The organism is Pantoea sp. S-LA4 (assembly GCF_054482835.1).
This window is the reverse complement of record NZ_JBTLRC010000002.1, coordinates 1,409,797-1,426,631: the sequence shown is the minus strand read 5'-3', so window position 1 is coordinate 1,426,631 and position 16,835 is coordinate 1,409,797. Positions and strand designations below refer to the sequence as shown.

11 protein-coding genes are annotated in these 16,835 nt (G+C 60.5%); 4 read left to right on the top strand and 7 right to left on the bottom strand.

From position 1 onward, the window contains the following. Positions 1-9: 9 nt before the first annotated feature. Positions 10-363, top strand: coding sequence for a DUF6404 family protein (locus ACX3P5_RS07500; protein ID WP_458968501.1), 354 nt, complete (start codon positions 10-12; stop codon positions 361-363). 156 nt (positions 364-519) lie between these two features. On the opposite strand, the gene cobA is transcribed toward ACX3P5_RS07500, so the two are convergent. The 7 genes from cobA to ACX3P5_RS07465 form a co-directional block, all read right to left on the bottom strand. After that, positions 520-1,338 carry a uroporphyrinogen-III C-methyltransferase gene (cobA, locus tag ACX3P5_RS07495; RefSeq protein ID WP_233984514.1) on the bottom strand — a complete coding sequence of 273 codons (819 nt, stop codon included), beginning with the start codon at positions 1,336-1,338 and terminating at the stop codon, positions 520-522. Further along, on the bottom strand, positions 1,335-3,953 hold the full coding sequence (locus tag ACX3P5_RS07490; protein WP_458968500.1) for a nitrate reductase: 2,619 nt from the start codon (positions 3,951-3,953) through the stop codon (positions 1,335-1,337). Before ACX3P5_RS07490 ends, cobA begins: the two co-directional genes overlap by 4 nt. Then, the gene (nirB, locus tag ACX3P5_RS07485) at positions 3,950-8,017 is read right to left on the bottom strand and encodes a nitrite reductase large subunit NirB (protein ID WP_458968499.1); all 4,068 of its coding nucleotides are present in this window, start codon (positions 8,015-8,017) and stop codon (positions 3,950-3,952) included. Before nirB ends, ACX3P5_RS07490 begins: the two co-directional genes overlap by 4 nt. Before the next feature lie 10 nt (positions 8,018-8,027). Continuing rightward, positions 8,028-8,816 (bottom strand): ABC transporter ATP-binding protein, encoded by a 789-nt coding sequence (locus ACX3P5_RS07480; protein WP_233984517.1) that lies wholly within the window; start codon positions 8,814-8,816, stop codon positions 8,028-8,030. A gap of 10 nt (positions 8,817-8,826) precedes the next feature. After that, on the bottom strand, positions 8,827-9,699 hold the full coding sequence (gene ntrB / locus ACX3P5_RS07475) for a nitrate ABC transporter permease (RefSeq protein ID WP_458968498.1): 873 nt from the start codon (positions 9,697-9,699) through the stop codon (positions 8,827-8,829). Between the two features lie 11 nt (positions 9,700-9,710). Further along, positions 9,711-10,955, bottom strand: a complete 1,245-nt coding sequence (locus tag ACX3P5_RS07470) for a CmpA/NrtA family ABC transporter substrate-binding protein (RefSeq protein WP_458968497.1) — start codon at positions 10,953-10,955, stop codon at positions 9,711-9,713. A 261-nt stretch (positions 10,956-11,216) separates the two neighbouring features. Then, positions 11,217-12,425 carry a nitrate- and nitrite sensing domain-containing protein gene (locus ACX3P5_RS07465; protein WP_458968496.1) on the bottom strand — a complete coding sequence of 403 codons (1,209 nt, stop codon included), beginning with the start codon at positions 12,423-12,425 and terminating at the stop codon, positions 11,217-11,219. Between the two features lie 489 nt (positions 12,426-12,914). Here ACX3P5_RS07465 and ACX3P5_RS07460 point away from each other — a divergent pair, with 489 nt between their 5' ends. The 3 genes from ACX3P5_RS07460 to tssM all read left to right on the top strand — a co-directional run bounded on the left by ACX3P5_RS07460 (position 12,915) and on the right by tssM (position 16,823). Beyond that, positions 12,915-13,406, top strand: a complete 492-nt coding sequence (locus ACX3P5_RS07460; RefSeq protein ID WP_336755070.1) for an SH3 domain-containing protein — start codon at positions 12,915-12,917, stop codon at positions 13,404-13,406. A gap of 85 nt (positions 13,407-13,491) precedes the next feature. Further along, positions 13,492-14,709 (top strand): type IVB secretion system protein IcmH/DotU, encoded by a 1,218-nt coding sequence (gene icmH / locus ACX3P5_RS07455; protein ID WP_233984521.1) that lies wholly within the window; start codon positions 13,492-13,494, stop codon positions 14,707-14,709. Further along, positions 14,709-16,823 carry a type VI secretion system membrane subunit TssM gene (gene tssM, locus ACX3P5_RS07450; RefSeq protein ID WP_233984522.1) on the top strand — a complete coding sequence of 705 codons (2,115 nt, stop codon included), beginning with the start codon at positions 14,709-14,711 and terminating at the stop codon, positions 16,821-16,823. Before icmH ends, tssM begins: the two co-directional genes overlap by 1 nt. The last annotated feature ends 12 nt before the right edge of the window (positions 16,824-16,835 follow it).

Here is a 16,835-nt window from a genome sequence, read left to right as displayed (position 1 = left end):
GAACAACCGATGAAAGACGAGATTTTTGAGCGCAGGCGGACACGGGCATTCGCCATCATGGCGGAGAAAAAAATGTGGGGCAGCCACGCCCCACCGCCGTTACATCGACTGCTGTGGAACATGAAAATCTACCTTCCCTTGCCGCCCTTTGCTGCTTTCTGGCTCAATGTGCTGGTTTTTGCCTCGCTCTATACGCTAATGATGCCGCTGCTGCTGTTATTTCCTTCACTTTCCGCGCCCACTTTTGACGCCATTTCCATCGCCACCAACCTGATGGCCGCGCTCTTTTTTGGCCTGTCGATCGCGGGATTCTACGCCTGGCGTAAAAGAGTTTATCGTTTGCCCGAATGGGATCAGCTTTAAGCGCAGCCAGCGCTCGCACCTGACGCTTAGCCCACTCAGATCATTAAGCCCTTTCAGCCCCTCACCAAAACGCGTACTCCAGCCCGCCGGGCAGGCACTTACTGACCACTGCACCTGTCTCACAGCCCGCTCCGTCGCACGGTTAGCCCCCTGACCTCAACACGCGGCAACGCGCGCCAGCGCACCCACCTGCAAATCAGCACGGTAATAACGCACCACCTCACCGACCAGCAACAGCGACGGCGACACCGGCTTCTCCTGAGCTACCGTCTGTGCCAGCCCGGCCAGCGTGGTAATCAACACCCGCTGATCCGGCCGGGTGCCGTTCTCAATGATCGCCACCGGCGTCTCTGCATCACGCCCCTGAGCCTGCAGTTGCGCACTGATCGAGGCACTCCAGCTCAGGCCCATATAAAACACCAGTGTCTGATTGTCCGCCGCCACGGCGGCGGCATCGAGTTGCGGCTCCCCGCTACGCCCGTGCCCGGTAATCAGCCGCAAAGACTGCGCACAATCACGGTGCGTCAACGGAATACCGCTGGCCGCCGCACAGCCGACCGCAGCAGTAATCCCCGGCACCACTTCACAACGGATCCCGGCCTGCTGCAGACTCACCATCTCCTCTCCGCCACGACCAAAAATAAAGGGATCGCCGCCTTTCAGCCGGATAACATCCCGGCCACTGTATGCCAGATCGATCAGCAACTGATTGATCTGCGCCTGCTTCAGACCGTGCTGCCCAGGCTGTTTACCGACATCAATACACAAGGCGCTCTCCGGCACTTCCGCCATCACCGCCTCGCTCACCAGCCGGTCATAGACCACCACCTCAGCGCAATGCAGTAACCGCAACGCTTTCACCGTCAGCAACTCAACATCACCCGGCCCGGCACCGACTAACCACACTGCACCCTGCTGCGGAACAACGCCCTGTGGCGTCAGTAATTTATCCAGCGATTCAATGGCCAGCGTCATGATTCCTCCGTTACCGATTGGGAAAGCAACAGCTGTTTCAGTTCCGGAATGCAGGAACCGCACTGCGTGCCGCATTTAAGCCTCTCACCCAGCGCCTGGGTCGTCCTGCAACCCTGCGCCACCGCCTGCAAAATGGCCTGTTCGCCAACCACCATGCAACTGCAGATAATCCGCCCCGCCGCCTGGCCCTGCGCGGCCTGACCTGCCAGTAACCGGTGCCGCCGAAACGCATCCGGTGGCGCAGCCTGAAACGCGGCAGCGACTAAATCGTGATCGACATCCGGCAACCTGGCCCCGGCATAAAACGCCCGTTGCAGCACGCCATCGCGCCATGCCAGCACCCGATAATCACTGCCGCTGCCGCCCGCGACCTGCAACTGACACCCGGTGAGATCATCATGCGCAGCCAGCCAGGCTTCCGGCGCGCCCTCGCCCGCGACCACATAGCGCTGCACCCCGGCGTAGGGTGAGCGTGCCCAGTAACGTAATCCCGCTGGCGACGTCACCGCGGGCTGCCATAACCAGCCCTGCCAGCTCACCGGCAACGGCATAATCCGCACCGGCGTCTGTTTCAGCGCCGGTTGCTGTGAAAACGGACAGCCTCGTGCGGCGACCAACATATCGACATGGCTCTGCTGACTGAACTGACGGTTCCAGTGCATCGGCACAAACAGCTCTCCGCACCGCAGCCCGCGATCAATCGTCACCCGGACGCTGATCCAGCCCGCAACCGACTGCACCCGCGCCAGCGCCCCTGCCGTTAACCCATAACGGGCCGCATCGGCCGGATGAAGCGCCACAAAGGGTTCGTCACAATGCTGCATCAGCCGCGGCACCAGCCCGGTACGGGTCATGGTATGCCACTGATCGCGCACCCGTCCGGTATTCATCAGTAACGGATAAGCCGCCTCGCGTGACATCACCGCGGGCGTTGCCGGCACCCACAGTCGCGCCTTACCATCAGGATGATAAAACCGCCGATCGCGAAACAATCGGGCGCAACCCTCGGGATGTTCAGCGTTCACCGGCCACTGAACCGGACGCAACGCATCCCAGCCAGCATCACTTAACTGCGCCAGCGCGCTGATATCAAACGCTCGTCGACCACCGTTCTCAAAGCCCGACAGCGCCGCGTGTTCACGAAAAATCGCCGCCGGATGCTGCCAGTCAAATCCATCAAAACCTAAACGCCGGGCCACCTGGGCCAGCAACCACCAGTCGGGACGGGCATCGCCAGGTGCGGCGGCAAAGGCGCGCTGACGCGAAATCCGCCGTTCGGAATTGGTCACGGTGCCATTTTTCTCGCCCCAGCCCTGGGCCGGTAGCAGGATGTCAGCAAACGCACTGGTATCGGTGTGCGCCATGATGTCCGACACAATCACCAGCGGACAGGCCGCCAGCGCCTGCGCCACCCGATTGCCCTCAGGCATCGACACCGCCGGATTGGTGCCCATAATCCAGACTGCTTTCACCTCGCCGCGCGCAATAGCCTGGAACAGATCCATCGCCGTCAGACCAGGCTGACGGGCAATGGTCGGACTGCGCCAGAAACGCTGCACCCGATCACAGTCAGCCGGGTCAAATCCCATGTGCGCCGCCAGCTGATTGGCCAGCCCACCCACTTCACGGCCGCCCATCGCATTTGGCTGTCCGGTCAGCGAAAACGGGCCGCAGCCTGTCCGGCCGATTTTGCCGCTTAACAGGTGTGCATTGAGAATCGCCTGGTTGTTATCACTGCCGGTCACCGACTGATTAATCCCCATGCACCACAGCGTCAGTACCCGATCGGTGCCACTGAACAGCGTAAAAAACGCCGTGACCTGCTGCAGTGTCAGATCGCACTGCTCGGCGACGTGCGCAATCTCCCACGGCTCTGCCGCCGCCAGGGTCTCTTCCACGCCGCTCAGATGGGGCAGCATCGTCTGATCGATGCCGCCCTGCGTTGCCAGCCAGCGCAGCAGACCGGAAAACAGCAGCGTATCGCTGCCAGGACGCATCGGCAGATGCAGATCGGCCAGATCGCAACTGGCGGTGCGGCGCGGATCGATCACCACCATCCGCATTTCCGGACGCTGCTGTTTCGCCTGTGCCAGCCGCTGCCAGATCACCGGATGTGCCCAGGCAGCATTGGAACCGACCAGCACCACCAGATCGGCCTGCTCCAGATCCTCATAACAGCAGGGCACCGCATCCGCACCGAACGCCCGCTTATAGCCAATCACCGCCGACGCCATACAGAGCCGCGAATTGGTATCGATATTGGCGGCGCCGATATAGCCCTTCATCAGCTTATTGGCGACGTAGTAATCCTCGGTCAGCAGCTGGCCGGAGCCATAAAACGCCACCGCCTGCGGACCATAACGATCCATTACTTCTCTTAATCCCTCTGCCGCGGCATCCAGCGCTGCGTCGAGCGTCACTGGCTGGCCGTTGACCTGCGCGGTAAGCAACCGTCCCTGTGGCGTCAGCGTCTCGCCTAACGCAGTGCCCTTAACGCACAGCCGCCCGGCGTTGGCCGGATGCTGGGGATCGCCCATCACCTGCGCCCGATGATTGTCCTGCGGCGTGACGCAGACGCCACAGCCGACGCCGCAATAGGGACAGGTGGTCTTCATGATGCCTGCGCCAGCTGATTAATCGGGCGATTGGCCAGCCAGATCTGCCCCGCTTCCAGCTTCACCGGCCAGCAGCGTAACTGATGCTGCGGATTATCCAGACTCTGACCGTCCCGCAGACGCACACGCTGCTTGTGGAGTGGCGAAATCACCACAGGCTCACCGCCAACATCACCGAGGATACCGCGCGACAACACGCTGGCTTCGCTGCCCGGTTCACGATCTTCCAGCGCATAAAGCGCCTCGCCAAAGCGGAACAGGGCGATACGCTCGCTGCCCAGCCGCGCCCCGATACCCGCCTGCTGTGGCACCGCATCAAGGGCGCAGATCGCGCTCCAGGGTTCAGCGGGCAGTTGCAGCACCGGCCGGGATGTCGCTTCATCCGGCTGGCGCTGGCCGCGTACCCGGCTGTAATACAGACTCTCATCCGGTTGATCGCTGTTGACCGTCGGAGTAAACAGCGCAAGGCGTGACGCATCGGCCAGCGTGGTCTGCCATTCGCACTGGTAAGCCTGCACCACCTGCTGCATCTCCTGCTCCAGGGTGGCGGCCAGACCGAGGCTATCGTCGATCACCACCTGGCGGAGATAGTCGAGTCCGCCCTCCAGGTTATCCAGCCAGACGCTGGTACGCTGCAGACGATCGGCGGTACGGATATAAAACATCAGCAGTCGATCGACATAACGCAGCAAGGTGGCGTCGTCGAGATCGCTGGCGAACAGATCGGCGTGACGCGGCTTCATGCCGCCATTGCCGCAGACGTAGAGGTTCCAGCCCTTGTCGGTGGCGATCACCCCGATATCTTTGCTCTGTGCTTCGGCACACTCACGGGTGCAGCCGGAGACCGCCATCTTGATCTTGTGCGGGGCGCGCAGGCCCTTGTAACGATTCTCCAGCGCGATGGCGAATGCCGTCGAATCCTGTACGCCGTAGCGGCACCAGGTCGAGCCGACGCAGGACTTCACGGTGCGCAGCGATTTGCCGTAGGCGTGGCCGGTTTCAAAGCCGGCATCCAGCAGCGTCTGCCAGATAGCGGGAAGCTGTTCGAGCCGCGCCCCGAACAGATCGATGCGCTGCCCGCCGGTAATTTTGGTGTAGAGATCGTAACGCGCCGCCACTTCACCAATGGCAATCAGGCCTTGCGGAGTGATCTCACCGGCTGGCACGCGCGGCACCACCGAATAAGTGCCATCTTTCTGGATGTTGGCGAAGTAGCGATCGTTGGTGTCCTGCAGCGGCAGATGCGCCGGTTGCAGCAGATAATCGTTCCAGCAGGAGGCCAGTAACGAGGCCACCAGCGGTTTACACACTTCACAGCCGTGGCCTTTGCCGTGCGCCGCCAGCAGATCGTCAAAGGTAGTGATACCTTCCACCCGAATCAGGTGATAAAGCGCTTGCCGTGACCAGGGGAAGTGCTCGCAGATATCCGTCTTCACCTCGACGCCGAGGTTTGACAGCTGGTAGTCCATCACCTGTTTCACCAGTGCGGAACAACCGCCGCAGCCGGTGGCGGCTTTGGTGCAGCTTTTAATGCTGCTCATCTCACTGCAGCCACTTTTCACCGCGGCGCAGATATCGCCTTTGCTGACGTTATGACAGGAGCAGACCTGAGCACTGTCACGCAGCGCGGCTACGCCGGGCGCTTTGGCCGGTGCGCCCGCCAGTTGCGGCAGGATCAGACTCTCTGGCGCGGCAGGCAGCGGCAACGCATTCAGCATCATCTGCAGCAGCGTGGCGTAATCGCTGCTGTCACCCACCAGCACGCCGCCCAGCAACCGGCTGCCATCGGCAGAAATCACGATTTTTTTGTAAATGCCCTTTGGACCGTCCGTCCAGTGATAACTCTGGCAGCCCGGGGCCCGCCCCTGTGCATCACCAAACGAGGCCACCTCGACGCCCAGCAGCTTGAGCTTCGTGCTCATGTCTGCACCGCTGAACGCACTGGGTTCCGCCGCCAGATGGCCCGCCAGCACCCGTGCCATCTGATAGCCAGGTGCCACCAGACCAAAAATCTGCCCGTTCCACAGCGCGCATTCGCCGATGGCGTAGACCGCTTCATCGCTGGTCTGGCAACGATCGTTAATCTCAATACCGCCGCGCGGACCGAGCATCAGCCCGGCATCACGCGCCAGTTCATCACGCGGTCGGATGCCCGCCGAGAACAGCACCAGATCGCTGTGCAGGCTGCTGCCATCGGCAAAGTGCAGCAGCACGCTGCCGTCAGCCCGGGTCTCAATCTGCTCTGTCTGTTTTGAGGTATGTACCGTCACGCCGAGCGCCTCGATCTTCTGACGCAACATTAACGCGCCGCCCTCATCCAGCTGCACCGCCATCAGGCGCGGCGCAAACTCCACCACGTGGGTTTCCAGCCCCAGTTGCCGCAGCGCATTCGCTGCCTCCAGACCCAGCAGCCCGCCGCCAATCACTACGCCGCGCTGACTGTGCCGGGCGCAGGCGGCAATCGCGTCCAGATCGTCCAGCGTGCGGTAGACGAAACAGCGTGCCGCGTCGTGGCCGGGAATCGGCGGCACGAAGGCGCGTGACCCGGTGGCCAGCACCAGCCGATCCCACGCCAGCTGGTTGCCCGCGCTGTCAGTCAGGCTACGCTGCGCCCGATCAACCGACACCACCTGGCAGCCGCTGCGCAGTTCAATACCGTGCTGAGCAAAGAAATCCGCCTCCACCAGAGAGAGGTCAGCCGCCTGCTTGCCGTTGAAATAGTCCGACAAATGTACCCGGTCATAGGCTGGCTGAGACTCTTCGCCATACACCACAATCTGATAGTGCTGATGCAGTTCACGGGCGACCAGTTGCTCAAGAAAATAGTGGCTGACCATGCCGTGACCGATCACGGCTAATAGAGGTTTACTCATCAGAAGGCTCTCTGCAGCCTGTGGCTGCGTTTCAGGTTGATCGGGATCGAACAGGGTCGCGAGGGTGGCGGATTCAGCGCGCTGCAGGCGGCCAAGCAGTGCGGCCCCCTGCTGGCTGTCACCAAACAGCAGCACGCCGTTGAGGCGTCCCTGTCGCAGAAAGAGACGACGATAATCGCCGGAGATCGGATCAAAACTGCTGACCGACGGCGCTTCACGGATATCCCCGGCGCTGAACAGGGAAATGCCGCTGACTTTGAGCCGCGTGCCGCCGGGCTGCGTCCGGTAATCGGGTTCTGGCGTACCAGCCAGCTGCGCCGCCAGTACCTTCGCCTGTGCCAGACAGGGCGCCACCAGGCCAAAAGTTTCGCTCTCAATTTCACAGCACTCGCCGACGGCGTAGACACCGGGTACGGCGCTGCGTAGCTGGCGATCGACCAGAATACCGCGCTGACACGGCAGGCCCGCATCCCGCGCCACGGCCACCGCCGGTTCCACCCCAATGGCGATCACCACCTGGCTGGCCGCGCAATGGTAGCCATCGGTCAGCAGCACGCCCGCGGCAGTGATCGCCTGCACGCCGCTGTTCAGCGCACACCGTATGCCACGCTCGCGCAGCGCCGTCAGCAGCAGTTCGCCCGCTCTGGCATCCAACTGGCGATCGAGCAGGCAGCCTTTGTGATGAATCAGCGTCACTTCGCGTCCCTGGGCTCGCAGCGCCGCCGCCGCCTCAATACCGAGGAAACCGCCACCCAGCACCGCCACCGGACCGTGGCCCGCCAGCAGCCGCTCAACGTCACTGATGCAGCGGAAACTGCTGACCTGCGGCCGATCGATGCCTGGAATAGCTGGCAGGCGCGGCTGCGATCCGGTGGCGAACACCAGCCGGTCCCAGCCCAGCTGACGCTGGTCGGTCAGCACCGTACGGGCCGCCAGATTGACCTGCTGCACCGTTTCGCCCGCCAGCAGCGTCACGCCGTGCTGCTGATACCACGACGTTGCATGGATCAGGGTCTCGCTGAAGCGCATCTCACCCGCCAGCACCGGTGATAACAGCACGCGGTTGTAGTTGCCATACGGCTCGCGGCCAATCACCGTGATGGCGTAACGCTGCGGCGCCCGTTGCAACAGGCTCTCGACCAGCTGCATCGCCGCCATGCCATTCCCTATTACCAGCAGCCGTTGCGTCATAATGCGATCCTCACGCCGCCGTGGTCTGTTTTTCATACAGAAAGTGCAGCACCTGCTGGCGCAGCTGGTGATAGCGCGGCTCATCGGCCAGCGCGACGCGTGAACGCGGACGCGGCAGATTGACCGGCAGGATCTCACCGACTCGCGCTGCCGGGCCGTTGGTCATCATCAGTACCCGATCGGACAACAGCACCGCCTCATCGACGTCATGGGTAATCAGCACGATGGTGGTGTTCAGCTCCTGCTGAATACGCATCACGCTGTCCTGCAGGTGGGCGCGGGTCAAGGCGTCCAGCGCGCCAAACGGCTCATCCAGCAGCAGCACACGCGGCTTCATCGCCAGCGCCCGCGCGATGCCAACCCGCTGCTTCATGCCGCCGGAAATTTCACCCGGCCGCTTGTGCATCGCATGGCTCATCTGCACCCGATTCAGGTTGTGCTCAATCCAGTCCTGCATTTCCGCTTTACTCAGCCTGCCTTTAAACACCTGCTGTACCGCCAGCTCAACGTTCTGAAACGCCGTCAGCCACGGCAGCAGCGAATGGTTCTGAAACACCACCGCCCGCTCCGGCCCCGGACCGCCGATCTCACGGTTATCACACAGCAATACGCCGCTGCTGGGCCGGCTCAGTCCGGCAATCAGGTTCAGCAGCGTCGATTTTCCGCAGCCGGAATGGCCGATCAGACTCAGGGTTTCGCCTTCGTGAATATCAAAACTGACGTTATCCAGTGCCAGGAATTCACCGCTGGCGGTATTGAAGCGCTGGCTGACCTGCTGGACGCGTATAATGTGTGTCATGGTGAACTCCTTATTTATCCCAGCTAAAACGACGTACCAGCAGCATCAGGCCCTGCTCCAGCAACAGGCCGACGCCGCCGATAATCAGGATGGCGATCAGAATGTTTTCCACGTTGAGGTTGTTCCACTCGTTCCAGATCCAGAAGCCGATACCGAGTCCGCCGGTCAGCATTTCAGCGGCGACAATCACCAGCCACGCAATGCCAATCGACAGGCGAACCCCGGTCAGCACGGCGGGCAGCACCGCCGGCAGCAGGATGCGGCGCATCACGGTCCACTCGGAAAGCTGCAGCACCCGCGCCACATTGAGGTAATCCTGCGGAATGCGTTGTACCCCTTCGGCGGTGTTGATGATCATTGGCCAGATCGAACAGATGAAAATGGTCCAGCTGGCGGCAGGCTCAGCGCGCTGAAACAGCAGCAGGCCAATCGGCAGCCAGGCCAGCGGACTGACCGGGCGCAGCAAGGCGATAATCGGATTAAACATCCGCGCCATAAACAGAAACCGACCGAGCAGAAAACCGGCGGGAATACCCACCAGGGCGGCCAGGCCAAAGCCGATAGCGACACGCTGCAGTGACGCCAGCACGTTCCAGCCGATACCCTGATCGTTGGGGCCATTGCTGTAGAACGGATCGGCAAACAGAATCTGCGCCGCCTGCCAGGTGGCGTACGGCGTTGGAAAAGCCGGCGCCGATAGCGCAGCGATTTGCCACACCAGCAGCAGCAACAGCATCCCACCAGCGACCGGAATAGCCCGCTGGATCAGCGGACGCAGGCGGGCCGGTCTGGCGGCGGCTTTCGGGGTAGTCTGCAACGGGATCACGGTGGCACTGCTGTCGGTCTGCACCGGCTGCGCCAGGGCGCGCGCGTCAGTTTTCATGGCATCCTCTCTTAACGTTTGATGGCGAAACTGGCGGCATAGGCGGCAGGATTGCTGCCGTCCCACACTTTGCCGTCGATGAGGGTACTGCTGCGCATCTCTGTGGCGGGCAGCGCGATCTGGCCGACCGCACTGGCGGCCTGTTTATAGATGTCGATACGATTAATCTGGCGCGCGACGGCCTGATAATCGGGATCGCGGGTCAGCAGCCCCCAGCGCTTCATCTGGGTCAGAAACCACATGCCGTCGGAGAGCCAGGGGAAACTGACGTTGCCGTCACCAAAGAAGCGCATCGGGTGCGCATCCTGCCACGACTGACCGAGCCCGTTCTGATACTGCCCCAGCATCCGTCCCTGTAACATCTCAACTTTGGTATTGATCCAGGCGCGTCCGGCTAATACCTGAGCCGTTTCGCGGCGGTTATCGTCGGAGGCGTCAATCCAGCGGGCGGCGTCCAGTACTGCCGCCGTGAGGGCACGGGCGGTGTTGGGGTTCTCTTTGACCCACTGCGCACGGGTGCCGAGGATTTTCTCCGGATGTTCAGGCCAGATCTGCTGGCTGGTGGCGGCGGTAAAGCCGATGTTGTCGCTGATGGCACGCTGGTTCCACGGCTCACCGACGCAGAAGCCACTCATGTTGCCAATTTTCATGTTCATCACCATCTGTGGCGGCGGCACAACCACAGTGCGCACATCCTCAAACGGGTTGATGCCAGCATTAGCCAGCCAGTAATAGAGCCACATGGCATGGGTGCTGGTAGGAAAGGTGTGGGCGAAGGTCAGGCTGCCTTTGGCCTGGCTCTCCACCGCCTTTTTCAGGCTGGCCGCGTCGGTCACGCCGCTGGCTTTCAGCTGGTTCGACAGGGTGATCGCCTGGCCGTTGTGGTTGAGCGTCATCAGGTTAGCCATGTCGTGTTGCGGACCGGCCACGCCGAGCTGTAACGCGTAGATCATGCCGTATAACACGTGCGCCGCATCCAGTTCACCGGAAGTCAGTTTGTCGCGCACTGCCGCCCAGCTCGCCTCTTTACTGGCCTGAAGGCTCAGGCCATATTTTTTATCGAAGCCTTTAACGGACGCCATCACCACCGGCGCGCAGTCAGTGAGCGGAATAAAGCCGACCCGGACCTCGGCTTTTTCGGGTGCATCTGATCCCGCCGCCCAGACGGCATTGCGTAATCCTGGGATAACCCAGGCCGCACCCAGCGCGGCCCCGGAAATCAGTAACTGGCGTCGTGAGACTGGCATTTTGCTCATCATATGGCCCCTGAACAGGAATAAAAAAAGGCGTCCTCCGACATGCCGAAGCATGCGGATGGACGCCTTTATCCAAAGCACTGGCCCCACCGCCGTTGGCAGGAACAATGCGTACTGTCTGTAAGGTTAAGCAAACAGCGTGCCAGACTCCCTGCCCACGCGCTATCAGGTCTCCCGCCTCAGGAGTGGTGGAAAAATAACCGTTTTTGCACTCCTCTGACGCAGCGTGCGCACAAGCGTTGTGCAGCTACCTCTTACGGGTTAAACGCTGAGCGTCGCGGCGACGGCCAGCACCGCTTGTGCGATCTCCATGACCTTTTTGTTCTGGTTCATGGCGCTTTTACGCAGTGCCTGCCAGGCCGCTTGTTCACTGAAACCGTGCTGCTGCATCAGCCAGTGCTTGGCCTGTTCAATGATCCGGCGCTCATCAAGTGACGCGCGCATAGCGGCCAGTTCATCAGCCTGCTGCTGCAAGCGCTGCTGCTGTTCGCCAATCAACGACAGTACCGAACGCCCAAGCTGCGGTGCCAAACCATCGCTGTCCAGCGTGGCCGCGCCGGGCAGCCAGTCGGCACCGGAAACATAAAGCGCAAAACTGCTGTTTCCCTGCGCGGGGGTCAGCGGCAATGCCGCCTGGTCAATCGCGGTGCGGCAACGCAGCATCAGGGTAGCGGAGAGACCATCTTCGACCCTTTTCATCTGATCGAGCCGCTCAGAGAGCAGTGAAAACCAGTTCAGCGCGCCAGATTCTTCGCCGGTGCCGCCGGTGCAGGCGATGCGCCGTAGCCGCTCGATATCCCGGCTGGCCTGCGCCAGCGGCTGCCACTGGGTACAGGCTTCAGCATCGGCAAACTGGCTAAAGGTGGTGAAGCTCTGCTCCTGGGCGGCAATCAGCGCCACCATCTGGCTGCGCTGGTCGGCAGTGAACTGCCCGGCCGCAAAGCCAGCGGACCCAATGGCGCGCTCCTGTCCGGCCAGCTCTTTGCCCTGCATAAAGCTGAATAGTGCTATCAGGGCGCGAGAAATATCGGGATGGCTGGCAGTGTCTGCCGCTTCAAAGACCAGATTGAGTAAGGTGCGGATCACCTGATTAAACGCCGCCATTGCCGTTACCTGAGTCAGCGTTTCTTCAGCGATCTGCTGTCGTAGCGCGGGCAGCTCGCTCAGCGCCTGCAACGCGGCGGCAATCAGGTGACAGAAGCGGCTGTAGCCCGGCTGCGCCACGGCGGGCGGTAGCGCCTGATAAAAGTGCTGCAGGCAGGCGCTGACATCCTGCTGACGGGCGAGCCGCTCAGTGCTAAACAGCCGCCCATGAGAACAGATCCAGATATTACTGGCCCCGCGTTCCCGCTGCAGCTGGTGAACCAGCTCACTGACCGCAGTAATCAGTTGTCCGGTCTGGAGTAGCCGTTGCAGGCTGGCAATATCGCTTTCCCGCGATGCACGTAGCCAGGTCAGGGCGTCTCTCATTGCTCACCTCTCATCGCCATAAAACACTTTTTAAGCAAAAGCCGTGCCGCTTTCGGCGCATAAGCGGGATGAGACGGACCCGGAAATTCCGATTTTAATAAGATTATTAAGGCAAACGGATAAAATTTTCTGGTAATAAGTGATTAGAAAAACTTAATAGTTTCCAATTGAATTCAATGCATGGCAAGATGCGCGGCAACATTCACAACCGGTTTGCGGTCGCGATAATTCAGTTCGCTTTAACTATTGTAAAGCATGGCGCTTTTCCTGCGCCCTGGCTTAGCGGTAACGCGCCCGCTATCACGCATCGGCAGCCGGTGCAATGGTTTGAATTCTCAAAAGTCTTAGGTAGACTGAACGCAGTACTATCCCGATGTAATCTGACCTTTTTTTGAATGTCAGAACGTTGGCCCACTGCGGTGCCAATGTCGGCCTTCCCCTGCGTCGGGCCAGGCAATATGCAGATACTTTGATGAGATCACGAGGAACATGGTGAAAAAGAGTCTTGCGTTAACACTGCTGGCGGTCCTTACCCTGGCAGGCTGTAAGGCCCCGCCGCCGCCCGTCACTGATGACACGCTGGTGACCAGCGAAATTAATGGCGTCAAACTGGTTCATCGGCACGCCGTGGCGCCGCCGACTGAATTTGAGCCGGTCAACCAGACCTGGCGGGCGCTATACGGTGCGTCAGTAATGACCACGCCCGATTATGGCGGCAAAGTGGTTCGCTATCTCGAAACGGGTAAACCGTTTGAAGTATTAGGCAATGTGGAAAATCACTGGCTGGCGATTGCTGACCAGGCTGACGGCCCGATGATCGGTTACGTCCCGTTAAAAGCGGGTGTGGAAAGCAGTCGTTATGATGCAACGGTGCTTAGCGATCGTCCCCGTCCCCGCAAAACGAAACAGGTCTGTGTCGCCGTTGGCGGTGCCAGTAAAGCGTGCCGCACTAACGATACCGCGACCTGGATCTTAGACTAAACATGAAATCCGGCGCATATTGCCCGCAGCACCGTCCTGGGCTGCGGGTACAGGGATTTGCCATTGGCTGGAAGATCACGAATTAATGACTGTGGAATCCCCTGCGCGTGAGGTCATCCCCTCAGGCAATGAGAATCTATTACTTCAGGCTGCAGCACCACTGCTGAACGCGGTGGTGCAAATTCGTCAGTCAGCCACCCATGACGACCCCGCGGGCTTACGCCAGTCGCTTATTGATGAGATCCGCCTGTTCGAACAGCGTTGTAAACAGGCGGGTTTGCCGTTTGAGATGATTATCGGCGCACGTTACTGCGTCTGCAGTGCGCTGGATGAAGCGGCGGCACAAACCCCGTGGGGGACGCGCGGCGTCTGGTCTGGCAACGGTATGCTGGTGACGTTTCACAATGAGAGCTGGGGCGGCGAGAAATTTTTTCAGCTGCTGTCACGCATTTCACAAAGCCCGCAACAGCACCTCTGGCTGCTGGAGGTGGTGCACTACTGTCTGCTGCTGGGCTATGAAGGCCGCTATCGCGGCAGTGAAAACGGTCGCGCCCAGTGCGACGGCATCCGCAAGCGATTGAAAAGCCTGATTGACGAAACGCGCGCGCAGCGTCAGACGCCGCAGCCACCGCTGGTGGAGGTGCATCCGCTGGTCAGCACGCTGGCGCGGCCGATGGTGCCGCTGTGGGCCTGCGCGATGCTGGTGGCGCTGATTGGCTGCCTGATCTACAGCGGCCTCAACTGGCGACTGGGTAATGCCGCCGAGCCGCTGCTGCGCGCCATCTACCAGACCCCATTGCCGCAGATTACGGCTGGCCGTCGTCCCTCCTCTCCGCAGGCGCTGCTCGATCTGCGCCAGCGTCTGAATGATGTGATTGCCGCCGGTCAGCTGGAAGTCAGCGACGGCGCCTTCGGCAGCAAAGTGATTATCCCGGCGGATAAGCTGTTCGCCGAACAGGGCACGGTGATCAATCCGGTGGGCCGCGCCCTGCTGGCTCGTGTCTCGACGGCGATGAAAAATGTGAAAGGCGCTATCCTGGTGTCGGTGTTTACCGACGATCATCCGGTCGACAACAGCCGTTTTGCCTCCAGTTACGAATTTTCTTTCGCCCGCGCCCGCGCGGTCACGCAGTTGCTGCAGTCCCAACTGGCGGATGGCCATACGGTGCGCTCTGAAGGCCGCGGCGACAGCGACCCGCTGCTGCCGAATGACAGCAGCGAAAACCGAACCCGCAACCGCCGCGTTGAAATCACACTGTTTGCCGCGCCCGAAACGCTCAGTAATCATCAAGGAGCACAATAATGCGCGCTTCCGTTCGACTGCTTCTGACGCATCGATTGTTATGGAGTTTTATCGGCGTCACGGCGCTGAGCTGTCTGGTCTGGATGCTCGGGCCGCTCTGGTCGTGGGGCGAATCGCGCCCGCTGGAGCCGATCCTGCCGCGTCAGCTCACCGTCGCTGCGCTCTATTTTCTTTGGGTTCTGTTCCAGCTGATCCCCTCGCTTTATCGTGCCTGGTTTAACAGCCGGTTACTGACCCAGCTGCAGGCCGCCGGCAGCGACGATCCGGCTGAACGTCAGGTCACCGAGGAGCTGCTCAACCAGCGCTTCAGCGATGCAGCAATGCAGCTCAAACGGACCCAGTTTGGCCGTCGTCACGCTGGCGGTCTGCTGACGCGGTTCAATTCAAACTACCTTTATCAGCTGCCGTGGTATCTGGTGATGGGCGCACCGGGCGCCGGAAAAACCACCGCCCTGCTGAATGCCGGTCTGAATTTCCCGCTGACAGACACGCTGGGTAAAAATGCGATTCGCGGCGTGGGCGGCACCCGGAACTGCGACTGGTGGTTTACCGACAGTGCGGTGCTGATTGATACCGCGGGCCGCTACGCCCTGCAGGAGAGCCAGCGTGCGCGCGACGCCGCCGAGTGGCACAGCTTTATCAACCTGCTTAAACGTTACCGCACCCGTCAGCCGATTAACGGTGTGATCATGACCATCAGCGTCGCCGATCTGCTGAGTGACTCCGCTGAGGCGCGCTTTGCGCAGGCCAGTGCACTGCGTGAACGCATGGCAGAACTGCATCAGCAGAGCGGCATCCATTTCCCGGTCTATGTGATGGTGACCAAAACCGACCTGCTGAAAGGCTTTATGAGTTATTTCGGCTCGGTGGACAAAGCGAAGCGTGATGCTATCTGGGGTTTCACCTTTAACTGGGACCTCGGCAAGCCGCATAAAGGTGACTGGCATCGCCATTTCGGCCAGCAGTTTCAGCGGCTGGAGCAGCAGCTACAGCAGCAGCTGGCTGACCAGATGACGCAGGAGCGCGATCTCAATGAGCGTGCTGAATGCTTCCTGTTTCCTCAGGAGTTTGCCTCGCTGCGTCCGCTGCTGAATGAGTACCTCGACATCGTCTTTTCCGATCATCAGGATGCGGTTGCCTGGAGTCCGCGCGGCCTGTTTTTCACCAGCGGTACGCAGGAAGGCCTGCCTTTTGACCGGGTGATGGGCGAGCTGAGCCGAAAATTGCAGCTGCGCCCGGCGGGTGACCATTCGATCGCCGCGTGGGACAGCGTTAACCGCAATAGCCCGATTCCGGGTAACAAAGGACAGAGCTTCTTTATCCGCGATTTGCTCAGCGATCTGATCTTTAAAGAGAGCGGACTGGCTGGCAGCAACCGACGCTGGGAATACCGTAATCAGCTGTTTCACTGGATCGGCTATGGCGTTCTGGCCGGCGCTCTGCTGATTATGTCGAGCCTGTGGGGCATCAGTTACTACCAGAACCAGCACTATCTGGATCAGGTTGAGGCGCGGGTACCGGCTATTCGTGAGCAGAGCCAGCAGGTGATTCATCAGCCTGCTGATAATATTTTTGATCTGCTACCCTTTCTTAATAGCCTGGTGAAACTGCCGCTCTCAGACCGTTTTTCTCTCGATAATCCGCCGCTTACTATGCGGATTGGCTTATATCGCGGAACCCAGGTCAGCGATGCGGCCTGGGCACTTTATCAAAATGCGCTTAAGTCTTTACTGCTGCCGCGCGTGGCCCAGCAGATCACCAATATTTTGCGTAATGACCCAGGCGATGATAATGCGTATAGCCGCAATGCCCTGCGCGCCTATCAGATGCTCTATCAACCGCGTAATTACGATGGTGAATTTCTGCGTGCCTGGCTGCTGCAAAACTTACAGCGTTCGCTGCCCGATACGGTCAGCACCCGCGACCTTCAGCAGCTCGACTGGCACCTGAGTCAGCTACTGGATCAGCAGATTCAGTCATCGCCCTATGCACGTGATAATGCGCTGATGATGCGGAAACTTGCGGAAAATCTGAAAATTGCGGGGCAATCCGGCCCTGTGCTGGCGGTAACGCCCTCGCGCTCTGCACAGCGGTTGACCCTGCATAGCGAGTAATGGTGAGGTGAA